The sequence below is a fragment of the Chromobacterium sp. genome (assembly GCF_041912965.1).
GTDB lineage: Bacteria > Pseudomonadota > Gammaproteobacteria > Burkholderiales > Chromobacteriaceae > Chromobacterium > Chromobacterium aquaticum.
This window is the reverse complement of record NZ_JAYSGF010000002.1, coordinates 162,875-186,471: the sequence shown is the minus strand read 5'-3', so window position 1 is coordinate 186,471 and position 23,597 is coordinate 162,875. Positions and strand designations below refer to the sequence as shown.

At 66.6% G+C, this 23,597-nt stretch carries 24 protein-coding genes; 6 read left to right on the top strand and 18 right to left on the bottom strand.

From position 1 onward, the window contains the following. Window positions 1-82: 82 nt before the first annotated feature. Window positions 83-2,782, top strand: a complete 2,700-nt coding sequence (gene ppc / locus ACE3QM_RS02010; RefSeq protein WP_374419828.1) for a phosphoenolpyruvate carboxylase — start codon at window positions 83-85, stop codon at window positions 2,780-2,782. 48 nt (window positions 2,783-2,830) lie between these two features. Here ppc and ACE3QM_RS02005 read toward each other — a convergent pair whose 3' ends face one another. Further along, complete coding sequence (locus ACE3QM_RS02005; RefSeq protein WP_374419826.1) at window positions 2,831-3,694, bottom strand: LysR family transcriptional regulator; 864 nt, start codon at window positions 3,692-3,694, stop codon at window positions 2,831-2,833. A 97-nt stretch (window positions 3,695-3,791) separates the two neighbouring features. Between ACE3QM_RS02005 and ACE3QM_RS02000 the strand changes: the two genes are divergently transcribed. Next, a complete protein-coding gene (locus ACE3QM_RS02000; protein WP_374419824.1) occupies window positions 3,792-4,700 on the top strand; it encodes a DMT family transporter in 909 nt (302 codons plus the stop codon). Window positions 4,701-4,904: 204 nt separating this feature from the next. Here the strand turns inward: ACE3QM_RS02000 and ACE3QM_RS01995 are convergent, their stop codons facing one another. The 4 genes from ACE3QM_RS01995 to hemL all read right to left on the bottom strand — a co-directional run bounded on the left by ACE3QM_RS01995 (window position 4,905) and on the right by hemL (window position 10,268). Further along, window positions 4,905-5,717, bottom strand: a complete 813-nt coding sequence (locus ACE3QM_RS01995) for a DUF2145 domain-containing protein (RefSeq protein ID WP_374419822.1) — start codon at window positions 5,715-5,717, stop codon at window positions 4,905-4,907. Next, window positions 5,704-6,162 carry a hypothetical protein gene (locus ACE3QM_RS01990; protein WP_374419820.1) on the bottom strand — a complete coding sequence of 153 codons (459 nt, stop codon included), beginning with the start codon at window positions 6,160-6,162 and terminating at the stop codon, window positions 5,704-5,706. Before ACE3QM_RS01990 ends, ACE3QM_RS01995 begins: the two co-directional genes overlap by 14 nt. A gap of 61 nt (window positions 6,163-6,223) precedes the next feature. After that, complete coding sequence (locus tag ACE3QM_RS01985) at window positions 6,224-8,950, bottom strand: DEAD/DEAH box helicase (protein WP_374419818.1); 2,727 nt, start codon at window positions 8,948-8,950, stop codon at window positions 6,224-6,226. A gap of 40 nt (window positions 8,951-8,990) precedes the next feature. Then, the gene (gene hemL / locus ACE3QM_RS01980) at window positions 8,991-10,268 is read right to left on the bottom strand and encodes a glutamate-1-semialdehyde 2,1-aminomutase (RefSeq protein ID WP_231460732.1); all 1,278 of its coding nucleotides are present in this window, start codon (window positions 10,266-10,268) and stop codon (window positions 8,991-8,993) included. A gap of 156 nt (window positions 10,269-10,424) precedes the next feature. Here hemL and ACE3QM_RS01975 point away from each other — a divergent pair, with 156 nt between their 5' ends. Next, entirely contained in the window at window positions 10,425-11,018 is a 594-nt protein-coding gene (locus tag ACE3QM_RS01975; protein WP_048409007.1) for a DJ-1/PfpI family protein, read from the top strand. 45 nt (window positions 11,019-11,063) lie between these two features. Here ACE3QM_RS01975 and ACE3QM_RS01970 read toward each other — a convergent pair whose 3' ends face one another. The 6 genes from ACE3QM_RS01970 to ACE3QM_RS01945 all read right to left on the bottom strand — a co-directional run bounded on the left by ACE3QM_RS01970 (window position 11,064) and on the right by ACE3QM_RS01945 (window position 13,964). Then, complete coding sequence (locus ACE3QM_RS01970; protein ID WP_374419816.1) at window positions 11,064-11,525, bottom strand: CYTH domain-containing protein; 462 nt, start codon at window positions 11,523-11,525, stop codon at window positions 11,064-11,066. A gap of 55 nt (window positions 11,526-11,580) precedes the next feature. Then, on the bottom strand, window positions 11,581-12,051 hold the full coding sequence (locus ACE3QM_RS01965) for a hypothetical protein (protein ID WP_374419814.1): 471 nt from the start codon (window positions 12,049-12,051) through the stop codon (window positions 11,581-11,583). A gap of 13 nt (window positions 12,052-12,064) precedes the next feature. Beyond that, window positions 12,065-12,481 carry a CopD family protein gene (locus tag ACE3QM_RS01960; RefSeq protein ID WP_107802058.1) on the bottom strand — a complete coding sequence of 139 codons (417 nt, stop codon included), beginning with the start codon at window positions 12,479-12,481 and terminating at the stop codon, window positions 12,065-12,067. A gap of 73 nt (window positions 12,482-12,554) precedes the next feature. Continuing rightward, window positions 12,555-12,911: an MmcQ/YjbR family DNA-binding protein gene (locus ACE3QM_RS01955; RefSeq protein WP_231460734.1), complete on the bottom strand. Its 357-nt coding sequence runs from the start codon at window positions 12,909-12,911 to the stop codon at window positions 12,555-12,557. A gap of 2 nt (window positions 12,912-12,913) precedes the next feature. Next, complete coding sequence (locus ACE3QM_RS01950; RefSeq protein WP_048409028.1) at window positions 12,914-13,732, bottom strand: M48 family metallopeptidase; 819 nt, start codon at window positions 13,730-13,732, stop codon at window positions 12,914-12,916. A 67-nt stretch (window positions 13,733-13,799) separates the two neighbouring features. Then, window positions 13,800-13,964, bottom strand: coding sequence for a rubredoxin (locus ACE3QM_RS01945; protein WP_039756174.1), 165 nt, complete (start codon window positions 13,962-13,964; stop codon window positions 13,800-13,802). 131 nt (window positions 13,965-14,095) lie between these two features. On the opposite strand from ACE3QM_RS01945, the gene ACE3QM_RS01940 reads away from it, so the two are divergent. Together ACE3QM_RS01940 and thiE are read left to right on the top strand one after the other, a co-directional pair. Further along, window positions 14,096-14,938 (top strand): hydroxymethylpyrimidine/phosphomethylpyrimidine kinase, encoded by an 843-nt coding sequence (locus ACE3QM_RS01940; RefSeq protein ID WP_374419811.1) that lies wholly within the window; start codon window positions 14,096-14,098, stop codon window positions 14,936-14,938. Continuing rightward, window positions 14,922-15,548 (top strand): thiamine phosphate synthase, encoded by a 627-nt coding sequence (gene thiE / locus ACE3QM_RS01935; RefSeq protein ID WP_374419809.1) that lies wholly within the window; start codon window positions 14,922-14,924, stop codon window positions 15,546-15,548. Before ACE3QM_RS01940 ends, thiE begins: the two co-directional genes overlap by 17 nt. Window positions 15,549-15,593: 45 nt before the next feature. Here the strand turns inward: thiE and ACE3QM_RS01930 are convergent, their stop codons facing one another. Together ACE3QM_RS01930 and ACE3QM_RS01925 are read right to left on the bottom strand one after the other, a co-directional pair. Beyond that, window positions 15,594-15,878, bottom strand: a complete 285-nt coding sequence (locus ACE3QM_RS01930) for a hypothetical protein (protein ID WP_048409001.1) — start codon at window positions 15,876-15,878, stop codon at window positions 15,594-15,596. Window positions 15,879-16,356: 478 nt separating this feature from the next. Continuing rightward, the gene (locus ACE3QM_RS01925; RefSeq protein ID WP_374419806.1) at window positions 16,357-17,154 is read right to left on the bottom strand and encodes a hypothetical protein; all 798 of its coding nucleotides are present in this window, start codon (window positions 17,152-17,154) and stop codon (window positions 16,357-16,359) included. A 236-nt stretch (window positions 17,155-17,390) separates the two neighbouring features. Between ACE3QM_RS01925 and ACE3QM_RS01920 the strand changes: the two genes are divergently transcribed. After that, a complete protein-coding gene (locus ACE3QM_RS01920) occupies window positions 17,391-17,762 on the top strand; it encodes a cupin domain-containing protein (RefSeq protein WP_231460738.1) in 372 nt (123 codons plus the stop codon). Here ACE3QM_RS01920 and ACE3QM_RS01915 read toward each other — a convergent pair. From ACE3QM_RS01915 to ACE3QM_RS01895, 5 genes are all read right to left on the bottom strand, one after another. Next, window positions 17,716-18,570 carry an amidohydrolase gene (locus ACE3QM_RS01915; RefSeq protein ID WP_374419804.1) on the bottom strand — a complete coding sequence of 285 codons (855 nt, stop codon included), beginning with the start codon at window positions 18,568-18,570 and terminating at the stop codon, window positions 17,716-17,718. The two genes, ACE3QM_RS01920 and ACE3QM_RS01915, sit on opposite strands and share 47 nt — an antisense overlap. Before the next feature lie 10 nt (window positions 18,571-18,580). Next, window positions 18,581-18,835 (bottom strand): hypothetical protein, encoded by a 255-nt coding sequence (locus ACE3QM_RS01910; RefSeq protein WP_048408997.1) that lies wholly within the window; start codon window positions 18,833-18,835, stop codon window positions 18,581-18,583. Between the two features lie 40 nt (window positions 18,836-18,875). After that, entirely contained in the window at window positions 18,876-20,144 is a 1,269-nt protein-coding gene (locus ACE3QM_RS01905) for an MFS transporter (protein ID WP_048408996.1), read from the bottom strand. Between the two features lie 75 nt (window positions 20,145-20,219). Further along, a complete protein-coding gene (locus tag ACE3QM_RS01900) occupies window positions 20,220-20,954 on the bottom strand; it encodes a GntR family transcriptional regulator (protein WP_197081406.1) in 735 nt (244 codons plus the stop codon). Window positions 20,955-21,424: 470 nt separating this feature from the next. Next, window positions 21,425-23,446, bottom strand: coding sequence for an NADPH-dependent 2,4-dienoyl-CoA reductase (locus ACE3QM_RS01895; RefSeq protein ID WP_048409026.1), 2,022 nt, complete (start codon window positions 23,444-23,446; stop codon window positions 21,425-21,427). Window positions 23,447-23,597: the final 151 nt, after the last annotated feature.

Below are 23,597 nucleotides of genomic sequence, written 5' to 3'. Positions count from 1 at the left end.
CTGAAGCCAGCGACCGCGCTGACTTGAGCCGATTCAAAACTAGGAGCGGCCACGGCCGCTCGTCATCATCAAGGGATACCGAATGAGCGATTTAGACAAGGACTTGCCGCTGCGCGCCGATCTGGCGCGCCTGGACCGCGCGCTGGCCGAGGTGTTGAGCGAACAGGCCGGCCCCGAGGTCTACGCCGAGGTGCGCGCCATCGCCGGCCGCAGCGCCGAGGAACGCAGCCAGCCCTTGGCGGCTGAGTTGAGCCCGGCGGCGGCGATGGCGCTGGTGCGCGCCTGCGGCCTGTACGCCCAGCTGTTCAATATCGCCGAGGATCTGCACCATGTGCGCCGCCGCCGCGCCCACCGCCAGGCCGGCTCCGCGCCGCAGCAGGGCAGCCTGTCGCGCGCGCTGGGCAAGCTGAAGGCGGACGGCGTCAGCATCGCCATGCTGGCCGACACCCTGCGCGACGCCTATGTCGGCGCCATCCTCACCGCCCACCCCACCGAGGTGCAGCGCCAGAGCGTGCTGGACGGCCACCGCGCGGTGCGCCGTTTCCTGGGCAAGCTGGCGGCGGCGGATCTGACGCCGGAAGAGGAGGAGGAACTGGAGGCCAAGCTCAAGCGCGTGATCGTCGCGCTGTGGCAGACCTCGGAAATCCGCCACTTCAAGCTGGCGGTCAAGGACGAGATCGAAAACGGCGTCGCCTATCATCCGCTGACCTTCTTCCAGGCCTTGCCGGCGCTGTACCAACGTCTGGACCGGCAGATCGAGGCCACCTGGGGCCAGACGACGCCGCTGCCGTCCTTCATCCGCGTCGGCAGCTGGATAGGCGGCGACCGCGACGGCAACCCCAATGTCGACGCCGTGGTGTTGCGCCACGCGGTGACGCGCCAGGCGCAAGTGGCGTTCGAGCATTATCTGTACGAGCTGGCGGCGCTGTACCGCGAGCTGTCGCTGTCGCAGCGCCTGGTCGGCGTCAGCCCGGCGCTGGCCAAGTTGGCGGCGCTGACGCCGGACCAGGAGGAGAGCCGCCGCGAGGAGCCGTACCGGCGCGCGCTGGCGGCGATGGAGGCGCGGGTGCTGGCCACCGGCCTGCAACTGGGCGTGAGCCTGAGCGGGCGCTGGCCGGCGGGCCGGCCCTATGCCGACCAGGCTGAATTCCAGGCCGATCTCGCGGTGCTGGACGCCTCGCTGCGCGAGCACGGCAGCGCGACGCTGGCCGACGGCCGGCTGGCGGAATTGATCCGCGCGGTGGATGTGTTCGGCTTCTTCCTGATGCCGCTGGACCTGCGCCAGTTCGCCGGCAGCCACGAGGCGGTGGTGGGCGAGCTGTTCGCCCGCGCCGGGCTGGAGGAGTTCGCGGCGCTGGACGAGGCGGCGCGCAGCCGGGTGCTGCTGCGCGAGCTGGCCACGCCGCGGCTGCTGTATTCGCCCTATCTGGACTACAGCGCCGAAACCGAGAAGGAGCTGGCGATCTTCCGCGAGGCGGCCTTGATCCAGCGTCAGTTCGGCGCCGACGCCATCGGCCAGAGCATCATCTCCAATTGCGCCCAGGTCAGCGACATCCTGGCGCTGGCGCTGCTGCTGAAGGAGGCCGGCATGATCCGGCTGGTGGACGGACAGCCGCGCGCCAGCGTCAATCTGGTGCCGTTGTTCGAAACCATTTCCGATCTGGAGCGCAGCGCCCAGGTGATGACGGCGCTGTTCGCGCTGCCGTGGTACCAGCAGTTGCTGGATAGCCGCGGTCGCATGCAGGAAGTGATGCTGGGCTATTCCGACAGCAATAAGGACGGCGGTTATCTGACCAGCCAATGGCAGCTTTACCAGGCGGAAAAGCGGCTGGTGCGCTGTTTCGCCGACGGCCGGGTCAAGCTGCGGCTGTTCCACGGCCGCGGCGGCTCGGTGGGTCGCGGCGGCGGTCCGTCGTTCGAGGCCATCATGGCGCAGCCGGCCGGCAGCGTGGCCGGCCGCATCCGCATCACCGAGCAGGGCGAGGTGATCGCGTCCAAGTATTCGGACCCGGCCATCGGCGGCCGCAACCTGGAGGCCCTGGTGGCGGCGACGCTGGAGGCCAGCCTCAGTGGCTGCGCCAGCTGCGAGACCGACGAGACCGTGTTCGACGAGTTGTCGGACGCCGCCTTCCGCGCCTATCGCGAACTGGTGGAAGCGCCGGGCTTCATGCAGTACTTCCTGGAGGCGACGCCGATCAACGCCATCGCCAAGCTCAATATCGGCAGCCGGCCGGCCTCGCGCAAGAGCCTGGCCTCGATCAAGGATTTACGCGCCATTCCCTGGGTGTTCTCCTGGTCGCAATCACGGGTGATGCTGCCCGGCTGGTTCGGCGTCGGCTCGGCGGTGCGCGCCTTCATCGAGCGCCACGGCGAAGCCGGCCGCGCGCGCCTGCAAAGCCTGTATCGCAGCTCGCCGTTCTTCCAGGTGGTGTTGTCCAATATGGAACAGGTGCTGGCCAAGGCGGATCTGGGCATCGCCCGCCGCTTCGCCGGCCTGGTGGAGGACCGCGCGCTGGCCGAGGCGCTGTTCGGCCGCATCCAGGCCGAGTGGCAGGCGACGCTGGACGCTTTCTACGCCATCACCGGCCAGAGCGCGCTGTTGGAGAAGAACCCGACGCTGCACCGCAGCCTGGAAACGCGGCTGCCGTATCTGGACGCGCTGGGCCTGTTGCAGGCCGAGTTGCTGAGCCGGCTGCGCCGTCAGCCGGACGACGCCGAGGCCTTGTACGCTATCCATCTGACCATCAACGGCACTTCGGCCGGCTTGCGCAACAGCGGCTGAGGCCAGGCGCGGCGGCGGCACAGGCCCGTCGCCGCGCAGCGTGCCGTTCTAGTTTTCCTCGCCCAACAACAGCCGTTGCAGGGCGTCCAGCGCCGGCTGGCGCAGTCCGCGGCGGCGGATCAGCGTGGTCTGGGCTTGGCCCAGGTCCGCCGGTAGCGGATGGGTGGACACCTGGGCCGCCATCAGCGGCATGCTGTCGAGCAGGCTTTGCGGCAGCAGCGCCAGCCCCATGCCGCTGGCGACGCAGCTGAGCATGGCGTGGTAGGAACCCAGCTCCACCAGGCGGCGCGGCTGCACGCCCTGGCGCTGCATCCAGGCTTCCAGCCGCTGGCGGTAGGCGCAGCCGTGGCCGAAGGTCAGCAGCGTGGTCTCGCCCAATAGGCGCAGCGACAGCTCGCGCTGGCCGGCGGCGGCCACCAGCACGATGGTTTCCTCGAACACCAGCGCCTCGTCCAGGCGTTCGTCGCCGGCCGGGCCGCTGATCAGCGCCGCGTCCAGCCGGCCTTCCAGCACCGCGCGCCGCAAGTCGTTGGACACGCCGGCTTGCAGCTCCAGCTGCACCGCCGGGTAGCGGCGGTGGTAGCCGGCCAGCACCGGCGCCAGCCGCGAGGCGGCGGTGCTTTCCATCGCGCCCAGTCGCAAGCTGCCGGCCGGCTCCGCGCTGGCCACCGCCTGGCGCGCTTCCTCGGCCAGGCTCAGCAGCCGCTCGGCGTAGTCGCCCAGCCGGCGGCCGGCCTCGGTGGGGATCAGCTTCTTGCCTTCGCGCAGGAACAGCGGCACGCCCAGTTTGTCTTCCAGCTGCCGCAGCCGGGTAGTGACATTGGATTGCACCCGGTGCAGCCGGGCGGCGGCGCGCGTCACGCCGTCTTCCTGCAGCACGGCCTGGAATATGCGCAGTTCGTCCAATTCCATCGTTCTCTCCAAGAGATTATCTGAATCATAATAATTCATTTTTTGGAATGACGCGCGCGGGCTAGCATGCAAGCATTCCCATTCCCGGAGCGTGAACATGTCCACCCTTTCCCTGCGCCAGGGCTATCTGGCCGCCTTCGGCGCCGTCGCCATCTGGACCGGCTTCAACCTGGTGTCGCGCCTCGCCGCCAAGAGCGCGCTGGCCGGCACCGACATGCTGGCGCTGCGCGTCGGCGTCGCCGCGCTGATCCTGCTGCTGTGCGGCGGCCTGCCGCGCGGCGCCTTGCGCGATGCCCGGCTGTGGCTGCTGACCCTGCTGGGCGGCCTGGGCGTCAGCCTGTTCGCCTACAGCGGCTTCAAATACGCGCCGGCGGCGCATGGCGGCCTGCTATTGCCGGGCATGCAGCCCTTTCTGGTGGCCTTGTTCGCCTGGCTGTTGGCCGGGGAGCGCTTGCAGCGCCACAAACTGCCCGGTTACGCCTTGATAGGCGCCGGACTGGCCTTGAGCGCGCTGCCCCTGTTCAGCGGCGCCGGCGGCGATAGCTGGAAGGGCGATCTGCTGCTATTGCTGGCTTCGGTGAGCTGGGCGGCTTTCGGCGTGCTGGCGCGGCGCTGGGCCTATCCGGCCTGGCCGCTGACGCGGGCGATCACCATCATGGCGGCGCTGATTTATCTGCCGATCTATCTGCTGTGGCTGCCCAAGCATCTGGCGGCGGCGTCCTGGCCGACGCTGCTGTTCCAGGCCGCCTATCAGGGCGGCGCGGCGGCCATCGTGGCGATGGTGCTGTATCTGCGCGCGATCGCGGTGTTGGGCGCGGTGCGGGTGGGGATGTTGTTCGCCCTGATTCCGGTCTTGGCCGGCTTGCTGGCGGTGCCCTTGCTGCACGAGGCGCTGACCGGCTATCTGGCCGCCGGCCTGGCGTGCGTCAGCCTGGGCGCGTGGCTGGCGGCGCGCCAGCCGGCCGCCGTTGCGGCGGCGGTGCCGGCGGCGTGCGGCGCGCGCTGAGAACCTGTTCAAAGTCTGCTGCGCTTCGTGAAGCCTTGCACGGTGAGTACAAGCTCAAAATGCTCATGTACCACTTGTACATTCCGCTTTTTCGCTCGTTTTCGCCTTGTCTCGCCCTTGCTCGCGAGACTTTGAACAGGCTCTGAGAACCTGTTCAAGGTCTCGCTGAAGCGCAGCAGGCATGGAACAGCTTCTGCGATCCAGTCAGGGCGCGGGGATTTCCAGCACTTGCCAGCCCTCTTTGCGGGCTTGCAGGAAGTTCATCACCGAATCCACGGTCACGGTCTGGATGCGGTCGGCGTAGCGCATCTCGTTGGGGTGGTCGTCGAAGGCGACATTGGCCTTGAACATGCGGCCGCCCAGCCGCGTCAGCGGCCCCAGCTTGAGTTCCGACGGCGCGTAGCCGTTGAGCTTCAGCCACATCTGCGCCTGTTCGCGGTTGGCGATGCGCGCTTCCCGACTGGCCGAGGCCGCCAGCGTTTCCAGCACCCAGGTGTTGGAGTTTTCGTAGCGGGTGGCGAAGGGGTAGGCCAGCAGGCTGTATTGCGGGGTGTGCAGTTCGCGCAGCCGCGGCGGCGCCTGCAGCCGTTCGCGCAGGCGCGCGGCCAGCGCCGGCGGCGGCAGCAGCGCCACCGACTCGAAGGAATACATATCGTCGAGGAAGAAATTGCCCAGGCCCTCGTACCACAGGTCGGAGCTGGCGCTGCCGCAGTCGTTGAGCAGGTGGGCGACGCGCCAGCGGCCTTCCAGCTGGCGGTAGGCGATGCCGACATGGGTGTAGCGCAGCTTGAAGCGCGACAGGTCCTGGCCGACGCGGCCTATCACCGCGACGTCGCCGCCGCTGGCGTCCAGCTTTTGCCGCAGTTGTTCGGCGGCGGCCATCGCCTTGCCGAAGGTGGCCGGGGTGATGGTTTGTTCCTCGCAGCTGCGGCCGGCCTGGGCGGCTTGCGGCAGCAGCAGGCAGAGCGCCAGGCCAAGGCCGGCGAGGCGGGCGGGCAGAGCGTCAGGACGGGACACGGTTATGCTCCAGCAGGGCCTCGCCCAGCTTGTTGGGGATGAAGGCCAGCACTTTGCCGGAGGTGACCAGCATGGTGCCGCTGGCCACCGCGGTGACTTGCACCGAGGCGCCGACCGCGGCGCCGGTGGCTTTCAGCGCCTTGCCGGACAATTCCACCACCAGCTTGGCGCCGCCTTGCACCGCGTCCAGCGACATCTTGACGGTGTCGCCGGCGCCCTGGGCCAGGCCGGTGATCACATAGGCACTGCCGGTGACCGCCAGCACCGGGGCCAGCAGCGACTCGCCCTTGCCCTGGGCGCTGCCGGCCACGCTGATCGCCGGCGCGGCGACGATGGACAGGGTGCCGACGGAGATTTTCTCGGAGGCGGTGTCGGTCTGGGACAGGCCGGCCCAGGCGGGCAGCGCGGACAGCAGCAGGCTGGACAGCAGGAGGACTTTGAGCATGGATAATCCGGAATCAGGGAAATGACGCCAGCTTGCCCATTTTATGACGAAAGGGCAATGCTCAGCCTTGGCGCAATAGTGCCAACAGCGCCGCGCCGTCCAGCCGCGCGCTGAGATCGCCGCCGTCCAGCAGGCTGTCGGCCAGCTCGCGCTTGCTGGCGTGCAGCGCCACGATCTTTTCTTCTATGGTGTGTTGGGCCACCAGCCGGTATACCGTCACCGGCCGCTGCTGGCCCATGCGGTAGGCGCGGTCGCTGGCCTGGTCTTCCACCGCCGGGTTCCACCACGGGTCGAGGTGGATCACGTAGTCGGCGGCGGTCAGATTGAGGCCGGTGCCGCCGGCTTTCAGGCTGATCAGGAACACCTCGCCGTCGCCGGCCTGGAAGGCGTCCATGCGCGCCTTGCGTTGCGCGCCGGGCACCGCGCCGTCCAGATACTGGTAGCGTATGCCTTGCTGGTCCAGCCAGCGGCGGACGATGGCGAGGTGGTCGACGAACTGGCTGAACACCAGCGCCTTGTGGCCGTTGTCCAGCAGTTCCAGCATCAGTTCGCGGAACAGCGTCTGCTTGGCGGAGGGCAATGCGCTGTCCGGCTGGGTCAGCGTCGGGTGGCAGCAGAAGCGGCGCAGCCGGGTCAGTTCGGCCAGCACTTGCATCGCGCCGCCCTCGGCCTCGCCCGGCTGGCCCAGCTTGTCCAGCGCCTGCTGGCGCATCGCCTCGTAGACTTCCATTTCCGCCTCGCTCAGCGGGATGGCGCGGGTGATGTCGGTGCGCGGCGGCAGTTCGGTCAGCACCTGTTGCTTTGTGCGGCGCAGCAGATAGGGGCGGATCAGCGCTTTCAGCGCGTCGCGGGCGTCCTCGTCGCCGTCGGCGATGGGCTGGGCGAAGCGCTGCTGGAATTTGTCTTCGTTGCCCAGCAGGCCGGGCGCGACGAAGCGGAACAGGCTCCACAATTCGCCCAGATGGTTTTCCACCGGGGTGCCGCTGGCGGCCAGGCGGAAATCGGCGTAGAGCGCGTGGGCGGCCTGGGCGCGCTGGCTGGCGGCGTTCTTGATCGCCTGCGCTTCGTCCAGCACCACGCTGGCCCAGCGCACCTCGGCGAAGGCGTCGGCGTCGCGTTGCAGCAGGCCGTAGCTGGCCACCACCAGATCGCCGGGGCCGGCGCTGTCCAGCCGGCGTTGTTGCTGGTAGGGCCGCAGCCGCAGACTGGGCGCGAAGCGGGCGGCCTCGGCCAGCCAGTTCAGCGCCACCGAGGTGGGCGCCACCACCAGCTGCGGGCCGAGCGCGGCGCGGCTGAGCAAGAGCGCCAGCGTCTGCACGGTTTTGCCCAGGCCCATATCGTCGGCCAGGCAGGCGCCGGCGCCCCAGTGGGCCAGCCGCGCCAGCCAGTTGTAGCCTTGCTGCTGGTAAGGCCGCAGCGTGGCGCGCAGGGTGTCCGGCACCACGGGTTCGAAGCTTTGCAGCGATTGCAGCCGCCGCCATTGTTCATTCCAGCCGGCGTCGCCGTCGAAGGCGCCGGCCTCGGCCGCCAGTTCGCCCAGCCGCGGCGCGGCCAGCGGGCTCAGGCGCAGGCCGCCGGGCGCGGCGTGGTCGGCCAGCAGCGTCAGTTGGCGCAGGCGGGCGGCGAGGGAGTCGGACAGCGCCAGCCAATCGCCGTCGGACAGGCGCAGATAGCGGCCGGATTGGCCGGCCAGCGCTTCCAGCAAATGACGTAGCGCCAGGATGTTGCCATCGTCCAGCCCCAGTTCGCCGTCCACTTCCAGCCAGCCGCCCTTGCGCTTGGCGCTCAGTTTCAGCTGCGGCAGGCCGACGCCGGCGCGGATGCGCTGGCGCTGGCCGGACGGCCATTCGCATTGCAGGATGTCCGCGTCCAGCGTCTGCAGTTCGGCCAGCAGGTCCAAGGCCGCCTGCTGGCCGTCCACCACCCATTCGTCGCCGTCGCGGCGCGCGGCGGCCAGCGTCGGGCAGGCGGCGTGGACCTGGCGCTGACGGGCGCGTTCGGCGGCGAGGTCGCGCTTGAGCTGCAGCGCGACGCCGTCCACGCTCACCACCAGGCCGGGCGCGCCGCGACCGGGCGCGTACAGCGCGCTGGCCGGGTGCGGGCGCACTTTCAGCTGCAGCCGCAAGCCGGCCTCGTCCAGCCGCAGCAGCGCGCGCAAGGTGACGTCGGCCGGCTGGCTGGGCAGGCTGTCGTCGAAGCTGGCGCTGACATCGTGCAAGGGCAGTTCCGGCGCGATGTCGCGGATGGCGTCCAGCACTTTCTTGCGGGCGTGCCAGGGCAGGCTCAGGCTGTGGCCGAGCAGGGCTGCGATCTGGCGCACTTCCTCGTCCAGCCGGTAGACCGCGAGCCGGTCCGGCGCCAGCTTGCGCCACAGCACGCCGGCGCAGGCGGCGATGCCGGGAGGGCTTAGCCGCAGGGAGATCTGTTCGCCCTGGCGCTCCAGTTCCAGCGCCACTTGGCCGGCTTCCACCCGCAGCGGCTGTTCCGGCGCGTCGGCCCAGCACAGCGCCGGGTGGCCGACCAGCAGCGGCAGCGCGGCTAGCGCGTCCAGCGCCGCGTGGCCGTCGGCGGCGATATCGGCCTGCAAGGCGGCTAGCGCGCGCAGGATCAGCCGGTCCTGGCCGCTGAGCCAGTCCAGTTGCTCTTGTTCCGCCAGCAGCCTGGCCAGCGGCAGGCGCCGGCCGCGGCCATGGCCGTCGGGACCTCGCGTTTGCGCGAAGGCTTGCAGTTCGACGCCGGAGGCTTCGACGCGCAGCCGCCAGGCCAGGCGGGTGACAGGGATGTGCATGCGGGAAGGTGCCGCCGCGTGGAAGCGGCGGCGTTCAGGCTTAGACGCGGCTCAGCGCGCGGGCGGCGGCGGCCAGGGTCTGCTCGATGAGGTCGTCGCTGTGGGCGCTGGAGACGAAGCCGGCTTCGTAGGCGGATGGCGCCAGGTAGACGCCCTCGTCCAGCATCGCGTGGAAGAAGCGCTTGAAGCGTTCGATGTCGCAGCGGGTGGCTTCGGCGTAGGACTTGGGCGCGTGCTCGCTGAAGTAGAAGCCGAACATGCCGCCCACGCTGTCGCTGCTCATGGTCACGCCGGCCGCGCGCGCGGCGTCGGCCAGGCCCTGGGCCAGGCGCGCGGTGCGGCGGCCCAGCTCTGCGTGGAAGCCCGGCTGCTGGATCAGCTTGAGGGTGGCGAGGCCGGCGGCCACCGACAGCGGATTGCCGGACAGGGTGCCGGCCTGGTAGACGTTGCCCAGCGGCGCGATGCAGGCCATGATGTCGGCGCGGCCGCCAAAGGCCGCCAGCGGCATGCCGCCGCCCACCACCTTGCCCAGCGTGGTCAGGTCCGGCTTGATGCCGTGCAGGCCCTGGGCGCAGTTCAGCGCCACGCGGAAGCCGGTCATCACTTCGTCGTAGATCAGCACCGCGCCGTGTTGCTCGGTCAGGCTGCGCAGCGCCTGGACGAACTCGGCCGAGGGCTGGATCAAGTTCATATTGCCGGCGATCGGTTCCAGGATCACGCAGGCGATCTGGTCGCCGATTTCGCGGAAGGTCTTGTCCAGCTGTTCGACGTCGTTGTACTGCAGCACCAGGGTGTGCTTGGTGCAGTCGGCCGGCACGCCGCCGGAGGACGGGTTGCCGAAGGTGAGCAGGCCGGAGCCGGCCTTGACCAGCAGGCTGTCGGAGTGGCCGTGGTAGCAGCCTTCGAATTTGACGATGAGGTCGCGGCCGGTGAAACCGCGCGCCAGGCGGATCGCCGACATGGTGGCCTCGGTGCCGGAGGAGACCAGGCGCACTTGCTCGACCGAGGGCAGCAGCTTGCGGATTTCCTCGGCGATCAGCACTTCGCCCTCGGTGGGCGCGCCGAAGGACAGGCCGCCAACGGCCGCTTCCTGCACCGCGCGCACCACGTCCGGGTGGGCATGGCCGACGATGGCCGGGCCCCAGGAGCCTACGTAGTCCAGATACTGTTTGTCGTCGGCGTCCCAGAAGTAGGCGCCTTCGGCGCGCTTGACGAAGCGCGGCGTGCCGCCGACCTGGCCGAAGGCGCGCACCGGCGAGTTGACGCCGCCGGGGATGGATTTCTTGCCACGTTCAAACAGTTCCAGATTGCGGGACATGTGCGTTTCCTTGTCGGGCGGCCGCGGCCGCGGGTGTGTTCGGATTGGGCGCGGGGGCTGGACCCGCCATTGGCCGCTATTTTAACCGAGGCTGGCGTGGGTGGGCTATGAGTGATATATGCTTTTGACCATGTCATTTTCGATAGAGAACGCGTCATGAAAAAAGCCGTATTTTTCTTATTGGATGAGTACGCCGAGTGGGAAAGCGCTTTTCTGGCCAGCCGGCTGGCGATGAGCAAGCAGTGGTCGGTGGCCACGGCCTCCTTGGAGCGGGGCGCGTGCAAATCCATGGGCGGTTTTACAACGGTTGTTGACTACTCTCTGATGGATATTCCCGGCGATACCGCGCTGTTGGTTTTAGTCGGCGGCAACGGCTGGGGCCTGGAGAGCCCTGAGTTGAGGGATAGGGTTGCCGCTTGCTTGGCAACAGGGGTTGTCGTGGCGGCAATCTGCGGGGCGGTGGATTTTTTGGCGCGGAATGGCTTGTTGAATGATTATCGCCACACCGGCAATGCCCAGCATTTGTGGGCGGAATATCCGGAATATCGCCATCACGCGGGCTTTATCGCAGCGCAAACGGTGCGGGATAGAAACCTGATCACGGCGAATGGAACCGCGGCCATGGAGTTTTCGGAAAGCGTATTAAAATCTGTGCACGCGGGTGATGCGGCGGGAATAGAGATGGAGCATAGGCTATTCAGAATGGGCTACCATGATTACGTCCTGCAATATGGCAACCCATTCGCATAGCCTTGATCCGAACCCTTGCTAATCTATGGCGTCAGGCCGGCAAGACTACCAGCGGCTATAAGGGTTCTTGGATAGATAGGCGTTGGTGTAGCGGCCGTCCTCGGTGACTTCCGCGCCTATCCATTCCGGCTTGTCGAAGGGGGTGCTTTCATCCGGCAGTTCGATTTCTGCCAAGACCAGGCCGGCGTTTTCGCCGAAGAATTCGTCGACTTCCCAGATGAAGCCTCCATGCTCGATGCGGTGGCGCAGCTTGTCCACCACCATCGGGCACATCGCTCCCATGATGGTTTGCGCGTCGGCCAGCGGCACCGGGTATTCGAACTCGTGGCGGCTGACGCTGCTGATATTGCTTTTCAGCGTCAGCCAGGCTTGGTCGCCGACCACGCGCACGCGCACGGTGCGCTCCTTTTCCACCGATAGATAACCCTGGCGGTATTGCACGCCGGGGGCCAGGCCGCGCCAGGCGTCGCCGATGACGACGAAGCGGCGTTCGATTTCCACTGCCATTTCTTGCTCCTGAGAGCCTGTTCAATGCCGACACGTGGCGGCGATTGAACCGGTTCTAATGGGCGATCTGTTCGCCCTTGGGTTTGCCGCAGGCTTCCGCGCGCGGCGAAATCTGCAGATACAGCGATAAGCTGCTGTGTTGGGACACCACGCCGCTGGCTTGGCCGTAAGGCGTGGCGCGCTGCGGCCAGCTGCCCACCAGTTCCGGCTGCGCGCCGATCAGGGTCTGGGCGCTGATCATGCGCTTGCCATCCTGGTCGCTCCAGCTGGCGCTGGCGCTCAGCAGCGGCTTGGCCTGGGCGCGCACCGCGGCGACGTTGCCGCCGATGCTGAGCAGGGCGTCGCCCACTTCGCGCTGGCCGGAGAAGGCGCCCTTGGCGTCCACGCACATCGGCAGCCGCAGCAGCTCCGCGCCGTCGCGGCGCAGCGTGGCCACCACTTCCGGCGGCAGCGCCGGCTTGGGCGGCAGCGGGGTGGCGGCCCAGGCGGGCAGACAGCCCAGCCACAATGCAATCCATTTGCGCATGCGATCCATCTCCTCAGAACGGTTTGACCACCACCAGAATCACCACCGCCAGCAATACCAGCACCGGCAGTTCGTTGAACACGCGGAACCAGGTATGGCTGCGGCGGTTGGTTTTGGCGGCGAAGTCGCGGTAGAGCTTGCCGCAGCAGCCGTGGTAGCCGACCAAGAGCAGCACCAGGGTCAGCTTGGCGTGCAGCCAGCCGCCGCCGATGCCGAAGCCCAGCCACAGACCAAGACCGGTGGCCAGCGCCAGCGCGGCCAGCGGGGTCATGAAGCGGTAGAGCTTGCGCGCCATCAGCAGCAGGCGCTGGTATTCGGCGTCCTGTTCCGCCAGCGCCAGGTTCACGTAGAGGCGCGGCAGGTAGAACAGCCCGGCGAACCAGGACACCACGAAGAAGATGTGGAAGGCTTTCAGGTAAAGGTAGCTCACGATGTCCTTGTCGTTGCGGAGGGTCTGTCCATGGGTGTCGGCGCCGCGCGGCACCGGGCCTGGCCGGCGGTGTTCACGCCGACGCCTCGTAGCGTTGCCTGAGCGCCTTGGGCAGCTTGGCCAGCACCAGGCGCCGCGCGTCGGCGAGGCCGACGTGCAGCTGTTCCAGGCTCAGCGCCTCCAGCGACGACACTTCTATCCAGCGCGCCCGCGCCAGATACGGCGCCGGCCGCACGCCGGGCAGGCCGCTGAGGACGAGAAAATCGTCGGCGGCCACCTTGTACATCACCGTGTCGTCGTGGAACAGCGCGAACATCTTGCTTTCCAGGCTGAGCACGCGCCGGGTTTCCCACTTGATGTCGAACTGGGCGCCCGGCAAGGCGCGGGCCTGGGCAAGCAGCGCGTCCACGTCCTCTTTGCTCAAGCCCATGCTCAGCCTTTCTTCGCCGCCTGGTACAGCGGCATCACTTGCGGGATGCGCTGCTGCAGGTCGCGGATGCGGGTGGGGCCGGATGGATGGGTGGACAGGAATTCCACGCCGCCGCCATTGCCGGCCGCCTGCATCTTGTTCCACACATTGACCGCGGCGTTGGGGTCGTAGCCGGCGCGCGCCATCAGTTCCAGGCCCATGATGTCGGCCTCGGATTCCATGGTGCGGCTATTGGGCTTGGACAGCGCCACATCGGTGACCATGGCGGCCATGTCCATCTGGTTCTGCTTGAGACCGGCCACCGCGCCCACCAGCGACAGGCCGACTTGCTGGGCGTAAGCCTGGCTCATGCCCTCGCGCGAGTGTTCGCGCAGCGCGTGCGAGATTTCATGGCCGATGACGGCGGCCAGTTCGGCGTCGCTCAGCTTGAGCTTGGTGATCAGGCCGGAGTAGACCATGATCTTGCCGCCGGCCATCGCATAGGCATTGGGTTCGTCATTGCGCATCACATTGACTTCCCAGCGCCATTTGGCGGCGTCGGGACGGAATACCGGCGCCTGGGCGATCAGGCGCTGGGATATCCGGCGCACCCGCGCCGTCATCGCCGCGTCGGTATTGAGCTGGCCGCCGGCGCGCGCCTTGCCCAGCTGCTGGGCATAGGATTTGGCCGACATCTGCTCCACTTCCTGGCTGGACAGCAGCATGGTCTGACCGCGGCTGACGCCGACGGCGCCGCCCTGGGTGGTGTTGACCTGGGCACAGCCGGCCAGGGTGGTTGCGGCCAGCAGGGCGGCCAGGGTGTGACTCCAGAAACTTTTCATTGCGGTATGGCCTCGTGGCCGCTTGTCGGCGGCGCGGCGGAGCATCCCGGCGGGCGTTGGCGCCGGCTCAGATTTCCACCATTTCGAAATCGTCCTTGCGCGCGTCGCAATCGGGGCAAGTCCAGTTGGGGGGGATGTCTTCCCACTTGGTGCCCGGCGGGATACCATCTTCCGGACGGCCGGCTTCCTCATCGTAGATAAAGCCGCAGATCAGACACATCCAAGTACGCATCGCATCACCTTGTGATCGAGTAAAACAGTTATTCTAAGAGTGGCCCGCGACACTGACAATGCGCGCGCCGCGATGGCGCGCGGCCAGACGCCGGCCGCTCCGACCTTATACAGAACGAAGAGGTTTCAGTCTTGACCATTCAGCCCACTCCTCCCGTGGTCCTTACCCTGGCGGGCTCGGATCCCTCCGGCGGCGCAGGCATTCAGGCCGACATTCTGACGCTGGCCAGCCTGGGATGCCATCCTTTGTCGGTGATTACCGCGATCACGGTGCAGGATACCGTCGGCATCAATGACTTTATGGTGCTGGACGCGGATTGGGTCAATGACCAGGCGCGTTTTCTGATGGAAGACATTCCGGTCACCGCGTTCAAGATAGGCATGCTGGGCAGCGTGGAGAATGTGGCGGTGGTGGCGCAGCTGATCGCCGATTATCCCGATATCCCGGTGGTGTTGGACCCGGTGCTGGCCAGCGGCGGCGGGCATGAGCTGGCCGACGAGGATTTGATCGCGGCGATGCGCGACATGCTGATTCCGCAGGTGTCCATCCTGACGCCCAATAGCATAGAAGCGCGGCGCATCGCCAGCAACGATGCCGACGAGGACGAGGACCTGACGCTGGAGCAATGCGCGCAGCGCATCCTGGCGCTGGGCTGCCCGCATCTGCTGATCACCGGCACCCATGAAAACACCAAGGAAGTGGTCAACCAGCTGTACGGCCCTGGCGGCCTGGTGCGCTCCGACGCCTGGGAGCGCTTGCCCGGTAGTTATCACGGCTCCGGCTGCACGCTGGCCTCGGCGATCGCCGGCATGCTGGCCACCGGCCTGTTGCTGCCGGAGGCGGTGCGCGAGGCGCAGGAGTACACCTATCAATCCCTGATCAACGGTTTCCGTCCCGGCATGGGCCAGTTCCTGCCCGACCGCATGTTCTGGGCGCGCGGCGATGAGGACGAAGACGATGCCGCCCAGGCTTGAGGGCTTGTACGCGGTCACGCCGGACACCGTGGACAGCGTGAGCTTGCTGAGCCAGGTGGCGGCGGTGGCGCCGCACATCGACATTTTGCAATACCGCAACAAGAGCGAGGACGCGGCGCTGCGGCTGGAACAGGCGCGGGCGCTGGCCGATCTGTGCCGGCGTCATGGCGTGCTCTTCATCGTCAACGACGATGTGGAGCTGGCGGCGCAGGCGGGCGCCGATGGCGTGCACTTGGGGCGCGATGACGCGGCGCTGAGCGCGGCGCGGCGGCGGCTGGGCGCGGCGGCGGTGATTGGCGCTTCTTGTTACGACAGCCTGGAGCGGGCGCGGCGCGCGGTGGCAGCCGGCGCCAGCTATATCGCCTTCGGCGCGGTGTTTCCATCCGCCACCAAGCCGCAAGCGGCGCAGGCGCCGCTGAGCCTGTTCGCCGCCGCGCGGGCGCTGGGCGCGCCCATGGTGGCGATAGGCGGCATAGACGCCGGCAATGCCGGCCAGGTGTTGCGGGCGGGGGCGGATGCGCTGGCGGTGATCGGCGGCCTGTTCGCCCGGCCCGATCCCGCCGCCGCCGCGCGCGAGCTGGCCGAGGCTTGCCGCCGGGCCGGCCGCTGAAAACAAAACCGCCGCGCTGGGCGCGGCGGTTGGCGGAGGGAAGGCTCAGCCTGGCGCTGGGCGCGAACTGCCGGCTATCAAGGCCCTGCTCACTTCCCCTGGCTTGATGATGCCGTGTTCCACGCTGTAGGCCAGCAGCTCCAGCAGATAGTCGTGGCGGAAAATCAAGGACCCTTCCCATTCACTGCCCTGTTCGCCCTGGATGGCGGGCAGGGTGATGATCACGCGCTCGCCGTCTATCGTGTCCAGCGCGAACGCTTCCACGTTTCTGGCGATGCCGGATAAGGATCTGGCGGAAGGCTTGCCATAATTCAAGGCGCGTATGCTCATTGCTGACTCCTGTCGCATCGTGGTTTCTCTTTGGCCCGCGTTGATCTTGAAATGGCCCCGCGCTTGCCGCGGACGCCGGCTTGGCGCCGTTGGCCGCTGCGCGGAGGCCTGATACCTCGTCGCGTTTTCTGACCGCGCCAATCTGTTGTCGGCGTCGGTGTTGGGTGCAGCTGAAGTTTTGATTTAGACCCGCTAACAAAACCCCTGATCCTGCGTTGCGCCTCCTTGTCGTGCTACGGGTACTGCCTGCGTCGGCGCGCCTTGGCTCAGGTTCTCAGCGAGGTGTTGTTAGCGGCTCTTAGTCGCTGTCGGGCGCCGCGCGTGCATGGCGGCATGTCGGCGGGGGATGGCAGTCCGTCCGCGCGGCAGGCTGTCCCGCGCGGGCGTTGCCCGCGCAGCCTACCGCTTCAGGCTCAGAGCATAGTCTTTTTATGCTTTTTGAGTAACTCCAGGAAAATGGAGAATCGCCGGGAAGGCGTCATAGCTGCTTGGAACCGATCAGGCGGCTGAACAGCGAGGCCGGCATTTTGCGATGCATGCCGGCGGCGATCAGCGCGTCGCAGAGCTCGGCGCGGCGTTGCGACGGCAGGCCCAACTTTTCACAGATATAGTTCTTGCTCTTGATGATGGAGTCCGCCACCCGGGTTTTGGGCTTGGGCCGGTATTTATTCATGAAATCGGCGATTTGCTTGAAATCCCAATTCAATAGCAGCAGGAAACTCACTTCCTGTTCGTATTCGGTCAGTTCCACGTCTTGCAGTTTGAATTTGCCGTGCACCTGTTCAATGCTGCAGCCGGAGCCGAACTCCAGAATGTAATTGGGCATCAGGCTGATGAAGTTGGCGACTTCGATTTCATGGGCGTAATAGACGGTGCCGAGGATGGCGCGCGTAGGTTCGTGCCGGAGCAGATGCTTGGAAAACACCCGTGCCTTGAGACCGTCGCCGTATTCATGCACGTTGAGGATGGATGCCTTGGCGTTGGGGTCGCCGCCGCGCATCAGCGCCAGGTCTTCCTGCACATAGCAATCGGCGAACTGGGCGGTGCCTTCGCAGGGCATTTCCTTGTCCAGGCGGTCGATGACATCGGCGCCGCGCGCGAGCGCCACGATCCTGGCGTAGGCGTCGCTGGCCACCAGATGGCGCGAGTTGACGTCCTTGGCGCCGACTATCATGTCGGTTTGACCGGAGAGCTGGAAGATGGACTCGCGGAACTTCGACACAAATTCGCTTTGCTCCTCGGAGAAATGTTCGGGGGATACGAGTTGGTAGTCCATAGGTGCCGCCAGAGGGTAGTGGTTTGTCATGTCGGTGCTGGGCACTTATAGGTTTTTTGTTCCGATAATGTCAATGCGAAGGGCTGTTTGGAATTGATTAACTGTACTAAAGGATGGAGCCGGCAAAATGGGCGAGGGATTGGCGACTTAGCCGATAGGCTATAGGCTTCGCATCTTTTTGTTTATTTGGCGCGCGAATTTTTTCGCTCGATAGTACTGTTTAATTTAGGAATGTAATGAACGTAATTGATTGGAAATCGGAGCTGGACCAAGGTATATACGACGGCAGTGTCGGCATCAAGATTGTTAAATTGGCCGGCGACGCCGGTTTTAGCACTTATTTGACCGAAATCGCGCCCGGCGTGGCGATCAACGGTCATTACCATTGTCATGGCGACGAGCACTACCACATCGTCAGCGGCAGCGGTGAGATGAGACTGGTGGATGTGGCCACCGGCGCGGCGCGCGAGCACGCGGTGGCGGAGCAGTGTTCCTTCGTGGTGCCGGCCAACACCCAGCACCAGCTCAGCAATACCGGCGCCGCGCCGCTGGTGTTGATGTTCAGCTGTCCGGCCAGCCATCTGGCGGACGACCGCCATTTTCTGTAGCGGCCGGCGCGTCGAAACGGAACAGTTCGGCCGGGGTGTCGTGGGTGATTTGCCGGCGGCGCCCGGCGTCCGGCAGCCACTGCTCCAATAGTTCCAGCGTGCGAGCGTAGCGGATGGAGCCGAATTGGGTGTGCGGCCAATCGCTGCCCCACAGCATGCGCTCCGGGCCCAGCGCGCCGTCGAGCAGCGGCAGCGCGGCGCGGGCGATGTCCTCGCCGCGGCCGGCCAGGCCGTTGCGGTAGGCGGCGGAGATCTTGACCCAGATGCGGCCGCTGGCGGCGCCGGCGTCCAGCAAGTAGCGGAAGCCGGGGTCGTCGACGCCCAGCGCCGGGTGGGGGCGGCCGAAGTGGTCGATGACCACCTTGACTCCGGCGTCCAGCAGCGGCGGCAGCAGCAAGGGCCAATCCTGCGCCGGACGGTGCACTTCCACCTGCCAGCCCAGCCTGGTGGCGCGCGCCAGGCAGCGGCGCCACGCGCGCGACCTCAGGTCCGGCAACGGTCGGCCGAACAGATTCAGCCGCAGGCCGACCACGCCGGCGGCGTCCATGTCGCGCATCGTCGCCAGCGGACAGTCCGGCGCGATCACCGCGATGCCGCGCAGGCGGCCGGCGCCGCGGCGCAGGCCTTGCAGCAGATAGCCGTTGTCACAGCCCAGGAAGCTGGGCTGCACCAGCACGCCGCCACGAATGCCGAATTGGTCCAGTTGCGACAGATAGGCCGGCAGCGTGGCGTCGCGGTAGGGCTTGTAGCGCAGCGGGGCGGTGCCGACCAGCCGGCGCAGGAAGATGTGGGCGTGCCCGTCTATCATCGGCCGGGCATCAGCCGCAGGCCTGACAGGCGGTCGCGCCGCGATCCAGCGCCGCGTCGATGTCGGCGGCGTCCAGCACCTGGTGCTTGATGCTGTGGGTGAGCAGGGCCAGCAGATAGTCGCGCCGGAAAATCGGCGAGCCTTCCCATTCGCTGCCCTGCGTGCCCAGGATGATGGGCGAGGTGATGATGACCCGTTCGCCTTCTATGGTGTCCAGCGCGAACTCTTCGTCGCTGATGCGGTTGGCGATGTCGTTTAGTGGCATAGATGTCTCACAATGACGGTGAAAGTGCGCGACGCTCGGCTCAGGCCGACGCTTGGGCGTCGCGGGCGCGCGGCTCGCGCGAATCGACGGGCTCGTCTTGCAGCGGTTTGCCCTTGGTTTCCGGCAGGCAGAACACCGCCAGCGCCACGATGGAGTAGGCCAGCGCCGCGCTGACGCCGATGGAGGCGCCCAGCGTCCAGCCGTCGCTCAGATAGCCGACCAGCAGCGGGAAGCCGGCGGACAGGATGCGACCGAAGTTGTAGCAGAAGCCCACGCCCGCGCCGCGCATGCCGCTGGGGTAGAGTTCATTGAACAGCGCGCCCAGGCTGGACGGAATGCCGGCGGAGAAAAAACCCAGCGGGAAGCCCAGGACCAGCATCAGTTGATTGCTCAGCGGCGCGAACACATAGATCAGCACCGTGGCTACGCAGCAGATCGAGAACAACAGCAGGTTGAGGCGGCGGCCGATGCGGTCGAGCAGATAGGCACTGGCCATGCAGCCGCACCAGAAGGCGACGATGATCACCGCCAGGTAGCCGCTGGTGCCGAGGATGGACAGGTGGCGCTCGGTCTTGAGGAACATCGGCAGCCAGGTCATCAGCGCGGCGTAGCCGCCGTGCGCGCCGACGCCGATCAGGGAGCCGATCAAGGTCATGCGCAGCACGCTGGGCTTGAAGATGTCCAGCAGCGGCACCGCGGGCGCCGCCTGGCGCTCGCGGCGCGGCGGCTCGGGGATGTGGCGGCGGATATAGATGATGAAGAAGGCCGGCAGGATGCCGATGGCGAACATCACGCGCCAGGCGATTTCCGCCGGAAACAGCAGGAAGATCGCCGAATACAGCAGCACCGACGCGCCCCAGCCCACCGCCCAGGCGCTTTGCACCGAGGCCATCGCCTTGCCGCGGTGTTCCGGCCGGATGATTTCCGCCATCAGCACCGCGCCGGCCGCCCATTCGCCGCCGAAGCCGAAGCCCTGCAAGGCCTTGAGCACCAGCAATTGCTCATAGCTCTGGGCGAAACCGGACAGCAGGGTGAACAGCGAGAACCAGATGATGGTGATCTGCAGCGCCAGCACCCGGCCGATGCGGTCCGACACCGCGCCCATGATCCAGCCGCCCAGCGCCGAGGCAACCAGGGTGACGCTGCCTATCAGGCCGGCCTCGGCCTTGCTCAGGCTGAAGGCGGCGATCAGCGCAGGGATCGCCAGGCTGAACATCTGCACGTCCAGCGCGTCCAGCGCCCAGCCGCCGAAACAGCCCCAGAAGGTCTTGCGCTCGCCCTGCGATACCTGCTTATACCAATGCAACATGGTGCTGCCCTTTATGGTTTTTGCTTGTTGTCGATGCGCGGCGCGCGCCACTGCCATGGCGCGCGCGGCGTGGAATCAGCGGATGTCCGCCTGGTAACGGAATTTGTCGGCGCGGCCGCGCACGCTGCGCCATTCCAGCGGGCTGCCGTCATAGGCCTTGGCCAGGCGTTCCAGCACGATGGCCGGGGTGCCGGGCGTCAGTTGCAGCAGTTCGGCGTACGGCGCGGCGATGGCTTCGGCGGTCAACGATTCACGCGCCGAGGCCACCACTTGGTGACAGCAATCCTCGTACAGCGGATAGAGCAGGTCGCCGAAGCTGGGCAGCGGAATGGCCAGCAGCGCCTGGAAGCGCGTCGCCGGTAGCCAGATCGATTCCGCCAGCAGCGGTTCGCGGTCCAGGTAGCGCAGCCGGGTCAGGTGGATGGCCTGGCCGCCGGACGGCAACTGCAGGCTGTCGGCGATGGCGGGCGGCGGCGTCAGCTGTTCGCGGTGCAGAATCCTGGCTTCGGGGATGCGGTATTTGCCATCGGCGTCGTGGAAGCGGAAAAAGCGCAGCAGCGAGGACTGGAAATTGGCCGGCTTGATGAAGGTGCCCTTGCCCTGACGGCGTTCCACCATCTCGTCGGCCACCAATTGGTCCACCGCCTTGCGGATGGTGCCGATGGAGGTGTGGAAGCGCCCGACCAGCTCGGCCTCGGTGGGAATCGCCTCGCCGGGTTTCCAGACTCGGTTGGCGATGTCGCGCGCCAGCGCGTCGCGGACTTGCTGGTACAGGGGCAGACGCAGATCCGCCTGACGCATGTCAGTCATATGGTCATATATATGAATTAAAGCAATGGGCGCAACGATGACAAATAAGTGTGCAATGAACAAGAGCTAAAACGTTTTATCAGGGTAAATCTGTCCTAAAGGACTGTGTTTTTGGCATGGAAGCAACGCCTTGGCTTGCGAGGCCGTCGGGCGGGCATGGAGATGGAGAGGCGGAGGAAGCGCCGTACCTGGAAAGGCGGCTGGTAGAGGACGTGGCTCTGGAGATCGGCCTGAACGCGTGGCACGGCGCGTTCCCGGCCGTGGGCCAGCCATGTCTTTACGGCATGGCTGGCCGGCGAAGCAGGATCGTGAGCGAGTGGCAGACTTTTAGAAGCTGTTCAAAATCTCGCGAGCAAGAGCGAGACAGGGCGAAAACCGCTTCGAAATGCTCATGTACCACCTGTACATTCCGCTTTCTCAACGGTTTTCAACGCCGTATCGCCGAAGCACAGCAGACTATGAACAGGTTCTTAGAGGGCTGCGGCGAGACGCGAGCCTTGATCTATCGCCCGCTTGGCGTCCAGCTCCGCCGCCACGTCGGCGCCGCCGATCAGATGCACCGGCTTGCCGGCGGCCTGCAACGGCGCTTGCAGCTCGCGCAGCGGGTCCTGGCCGGCGCAGATGATCACATTGTCCACCGGCAGCAGTTGGGTTTCGCCCTTCACCGTGATGTGCAGGCCGGCGTCGTCTATCTTGTCGTAGCTGACGCCGGACAGCATGCGCACCTGTTTCATCTGCAGGCTGGCGCGATGGATCCAGCCGGTGGTCTTGCCCAGGCCTTCGCCCACTTTGCTGGTCTTGCGCTGCAGCAGGTAAACCTCGCGCGGGCTGGGATGCGGCCGCGGGCCTTGCGGACTGAGGCCGCCCGGATGCTCCACCGTCATGTCCACGCCCCATTCGCGCATGAAGGCGGCGGTGTCCAGCGAGCTGGACTTGCCTTCGTGGGTCAGGAATTCCGCGGTGTCGAAGCCGATGCCGCCGGCGCCGATGATGGCGACGCGCTTGCCCACCGGTTTGCCGTGCTTGAGCACGTCCAGGTAGTTGAGCACCTTGGGATGATCGACGCCGGGAATCTGCGGGGTGCGCGGCGCGATGCCGGTGGCCAGCACCACTTCGTCGAAGCCGGCCAGGTCCGCCGCCGCCACGCGGGTGTTCAGCTTCAGTTCCACCCCGCTCAGTTCCAGCTTGCGCTTGAAATAGCGCAGGGTTTCGTAGAACTCTTCCTTGCCGGGGATGCGCTTGGCCACATTGAACTGGCCGCCGATTTCCGCCGCGGCGTCGAACAGCGTCACCTGATGGCCGCGTTCCGCCGCCACCGTGGCGCAGGCCAGGCCGGCCGGGCCGGCGCCGACGATGGCCAGCTTCTTGGCCTGGGCGGCTTGTCCGTAGTTCAGTTCGGTTTCGCGGCAGGCGCGCGGGTTGACCAGGCAGCTGGTCAGCTTGCCCTGGAAGATGTGGTCCAGACAGGCCTGGTTGCAGCCGATACAGGTGTTGATCTCGTCGCCGCGGCCGGCGGCGGCCTTGTTGACGAAGTCTGGATCGGCCAGGAAGGGGCGCGCCATCGACACCATGTCGGCGCAGCCGTCGGCCAGAATCTCCTCGGCCACTTCCGGAGTGTTGATGCGGTTGGTGGTGATCAGCGGAATCTTCACCTTGCCCATCAGCTTCTTGGTGACCCAGGCGAAGCCGCCGCGCGGCACCATGGTGGCGATGGTGGGCACCCGCGCCTCGTGCCAGCCTATGCCGGTGTTGATCAGGGTGGCGCCGGCTTTTTCGATCTCGCCGGCCAGATGGGCCACCTCGTCCCAGGAGCTGCCGTCCTGCACCAGGTCCAGCATGGACAGCCGGTAAATGATGATGAAGTCACTGCCCACCGCGGCGCGCACCGCTTTCACGGTTTCGATGGCGAAGCGGATGCGGTTTTCGAAGCTGCCGCCCCAATCGTCGTCGCGCTTATTGGTGGCGCGGGCGATGAATTGATTGATCAGATAACCTTCCGAGCCCATCACTTCCACGCCGTCGTAGCCGGCCTGCTGTGCCAGCCGCGCGCAGCGGGCGAAGTCGGCGATGGTTTGCCACACATCGGCATCGGACAGCTCGCGCGGTTTGTAGAAGTTGATCGGCGCGATCAGCGGCGAGGCGGACACGCATTTTTCCTGGAAGCTGTAGCGGCCGGAGTGCAGGATTTGCAAGGCGATCTTGCCGCCGGCGGCATGCACCGCGTCGGTGACCAGCTTGTGGTGCGGCACCTCGGCCTCGTCGGCCAGCATGGAGGCGCCCTCGGCGACACAGCCTTCCGGGTTGGGGCCCACGCCGCCGGTGACGATCAGACCCACGCCGCCGCGGGCGCGCTCCGCGTAAAAGGCCGCCATTTTCTCGAAGCCTTGCGGCGCTTCTTCCAGGCCGGTATGCATCGAGCCCATCAGCACGCGGTTCTTCAGCGTGGTGAAGCCCAGGTCCAGCGGGGCCAGCAGGTGCGGGTATGCCGTCATGTTTTCGTCCTCGTGTTGGTTTCTCGCGTAGCTCATTGTGGTCGCGGCGCGCATGCGGCGCCAGCGCGGCGGGCAAGTGTTTGATTGACTTGGTTTGCCTGTGTTGGCGTTGAAGATACTTACTGGTAAGTAAGGTGTCAATCGGCCTTGT

What these genes read in the sequence shown, in the direction of transcription:
- ACE3QM_RS01915 (WP_374419804.1), bottom strand. Translation starts at nt 18,570, where the DNA reads ATGATAGACGGGCACGCCCACATCTTCCTGCGCCGGCTGGTCGGCACC.
- ACE3QM_RS01985 (WP_374419818.1), bottom strand. Translation starts at nt 8,950, where the DNA reads ATGCACATCCCTGTCACCCGCCTGGCCTGGCGGCTGCGCGTCGAAGCC.
- ACE3QM_RS01950 (WP_048409028.1), bottom strand. Translation starts at nt 13,732, where the DNA reads ATGAAAAGTTTCTGGAGTCACACCCTGGCCGCCCTGCTGGCCGCAACC.
- ACE3QM_RS01900 (WP_197081406.1), bottom strand. Translation starts at nt 20,954, where the DNA reads ATGACTGACATGCGTCAGGCGGATCTGCGTCTGCCCCTGTACCAGCAA.
- ACE3QM_RS01910 (WP_048408997.1), bottom strand. Translation starts at nt 18,835, where the DNA reads ATGCCACTAAACGACATCGCCAACCGCATCAGCGACGAAGAGTTCGCG.
- ACE3QM_RS01925 (WP_374419806.1), bottom strand. Translation starts at nt 17,154, where the DNA reads ATGGACTACCAACTCGTATCCCCCGAACATTTCTCCGAGGAGCAAAGC.
- thiE (WP_374419809.1), top strand. Translation starts at nt 14,922, where the DNA reads ATGCCGCCCAGGCTTGAGGGCTTGTACGCGGTCACGCCGGACACCGTG.
- ACE3QM_RS02005 (WP_374419826.1), bottom strand. Translation starts at nt 3,694, where the DNA reads ATGGAATTGGACGAACTGCGCATATTCCAGGCCGTGCTGCAGGAAGAC.
- ACE3QM_RS01975 (WP_048409007.1), top strand. Translation starts at nt 10,425, where the DNA reads ATGAAAAAAGCCGTATTTTTCTTATTGGATGAGTACGCCGAGTGGGAA.
- ACE3QM_RS01895 (WP_048409026.1), bottom strand. Translation starts at nt 23,446, where the DNA reads ATGACGGCATACCCGCACCTGCTGGCCCCGCTGGACCTGGGCTTCACC.
- ACE3QM_RS02000 (WP_374419824.1), top strand. Translation starts at nt 3,792, where the DNA reads ATGTCCACCCTTTCCCTGCGCCAGGGCTATCTGGCCGCCTTCGGCGCC.
- ACE3QM_RS01990 (WP_374419820.1), bottom strand. Translation starts at nt 6,162, where the DNA reads ATGCTCAAAGTCCTCCTGCTGTCCAGCCTGCTGCTGTCCGCGCTGCCC.
- ACE3QM_RS01945 (WP_039756174.1), bottom strand. Translation starts at nt 13,964, where the DNA reads ATGCGTACTTGGATGTGTCTGATCTGCGGCTTTATCTACGATGAGGAA.
- ACE3QM_RS01905 (WP_048408996.1), bottom strand. Translation starts at nt 20,144, where the DNA reads ATGTTGCATTGGTATAAGCAGGTATCGCAGGGCGAGCGCAAGACCTTC.
- ACE3QM_RS01930 (WP_048409001.1), bottom strand. Translation starts at nt 15,878, where the DNA reads ATGAGCATACGCGCCTTGAATTATGGCAAGCCTTCCGCCAGATCCTTA.
- ACE3QM_RS01920 (WP_231460738.1), top strand. Translation starts at nt 17,391, where the DNA reads ATGAACGTAATTGATTGGAAATCGGAGCTGGACCAAGGTATATACGAC.
- ppc (WP_374419828.1), top strand. Translation starts at nt 83, where the DNA reads ATGAGCGATTTAGACAAGGACTTGCCGCTGCGCGCCGATCTGGCGCGC.
- ACE3QM_RS01955 (WP_231460734.1), bottom strand. Translation starts at nt 12,911, where the DNA reads ATGGGCTTGAGCAAAGAGGACGTGGACGCGCTGCTTGCCCAGGCCCGC.
- ACE3QM_RS01970 (WP_374419816.1), bottom strand. Translation starts at nt 11,525, where the DNA reads ATGGCAGTGGAAATCGAACGCCGCTTCGTCGTCATCGGCGACGCCTGG.
- hemL (WP_231460732.1), bottom strand. Translation starts at nt 10,268, where the DNA reads ATGTCCCGCAATCTGGAACTGTTTGAACGTGGCAAGAAATCCATCCCC.
- ACE3QM_RS01965 (WP_374419814.1), bottom strand. Translation starts at nt 12,051, where the DNA reads ATGCGCAAATGGATTGCATTGTGGCTGGGCTGTCTGCCCGCCTGGGCC.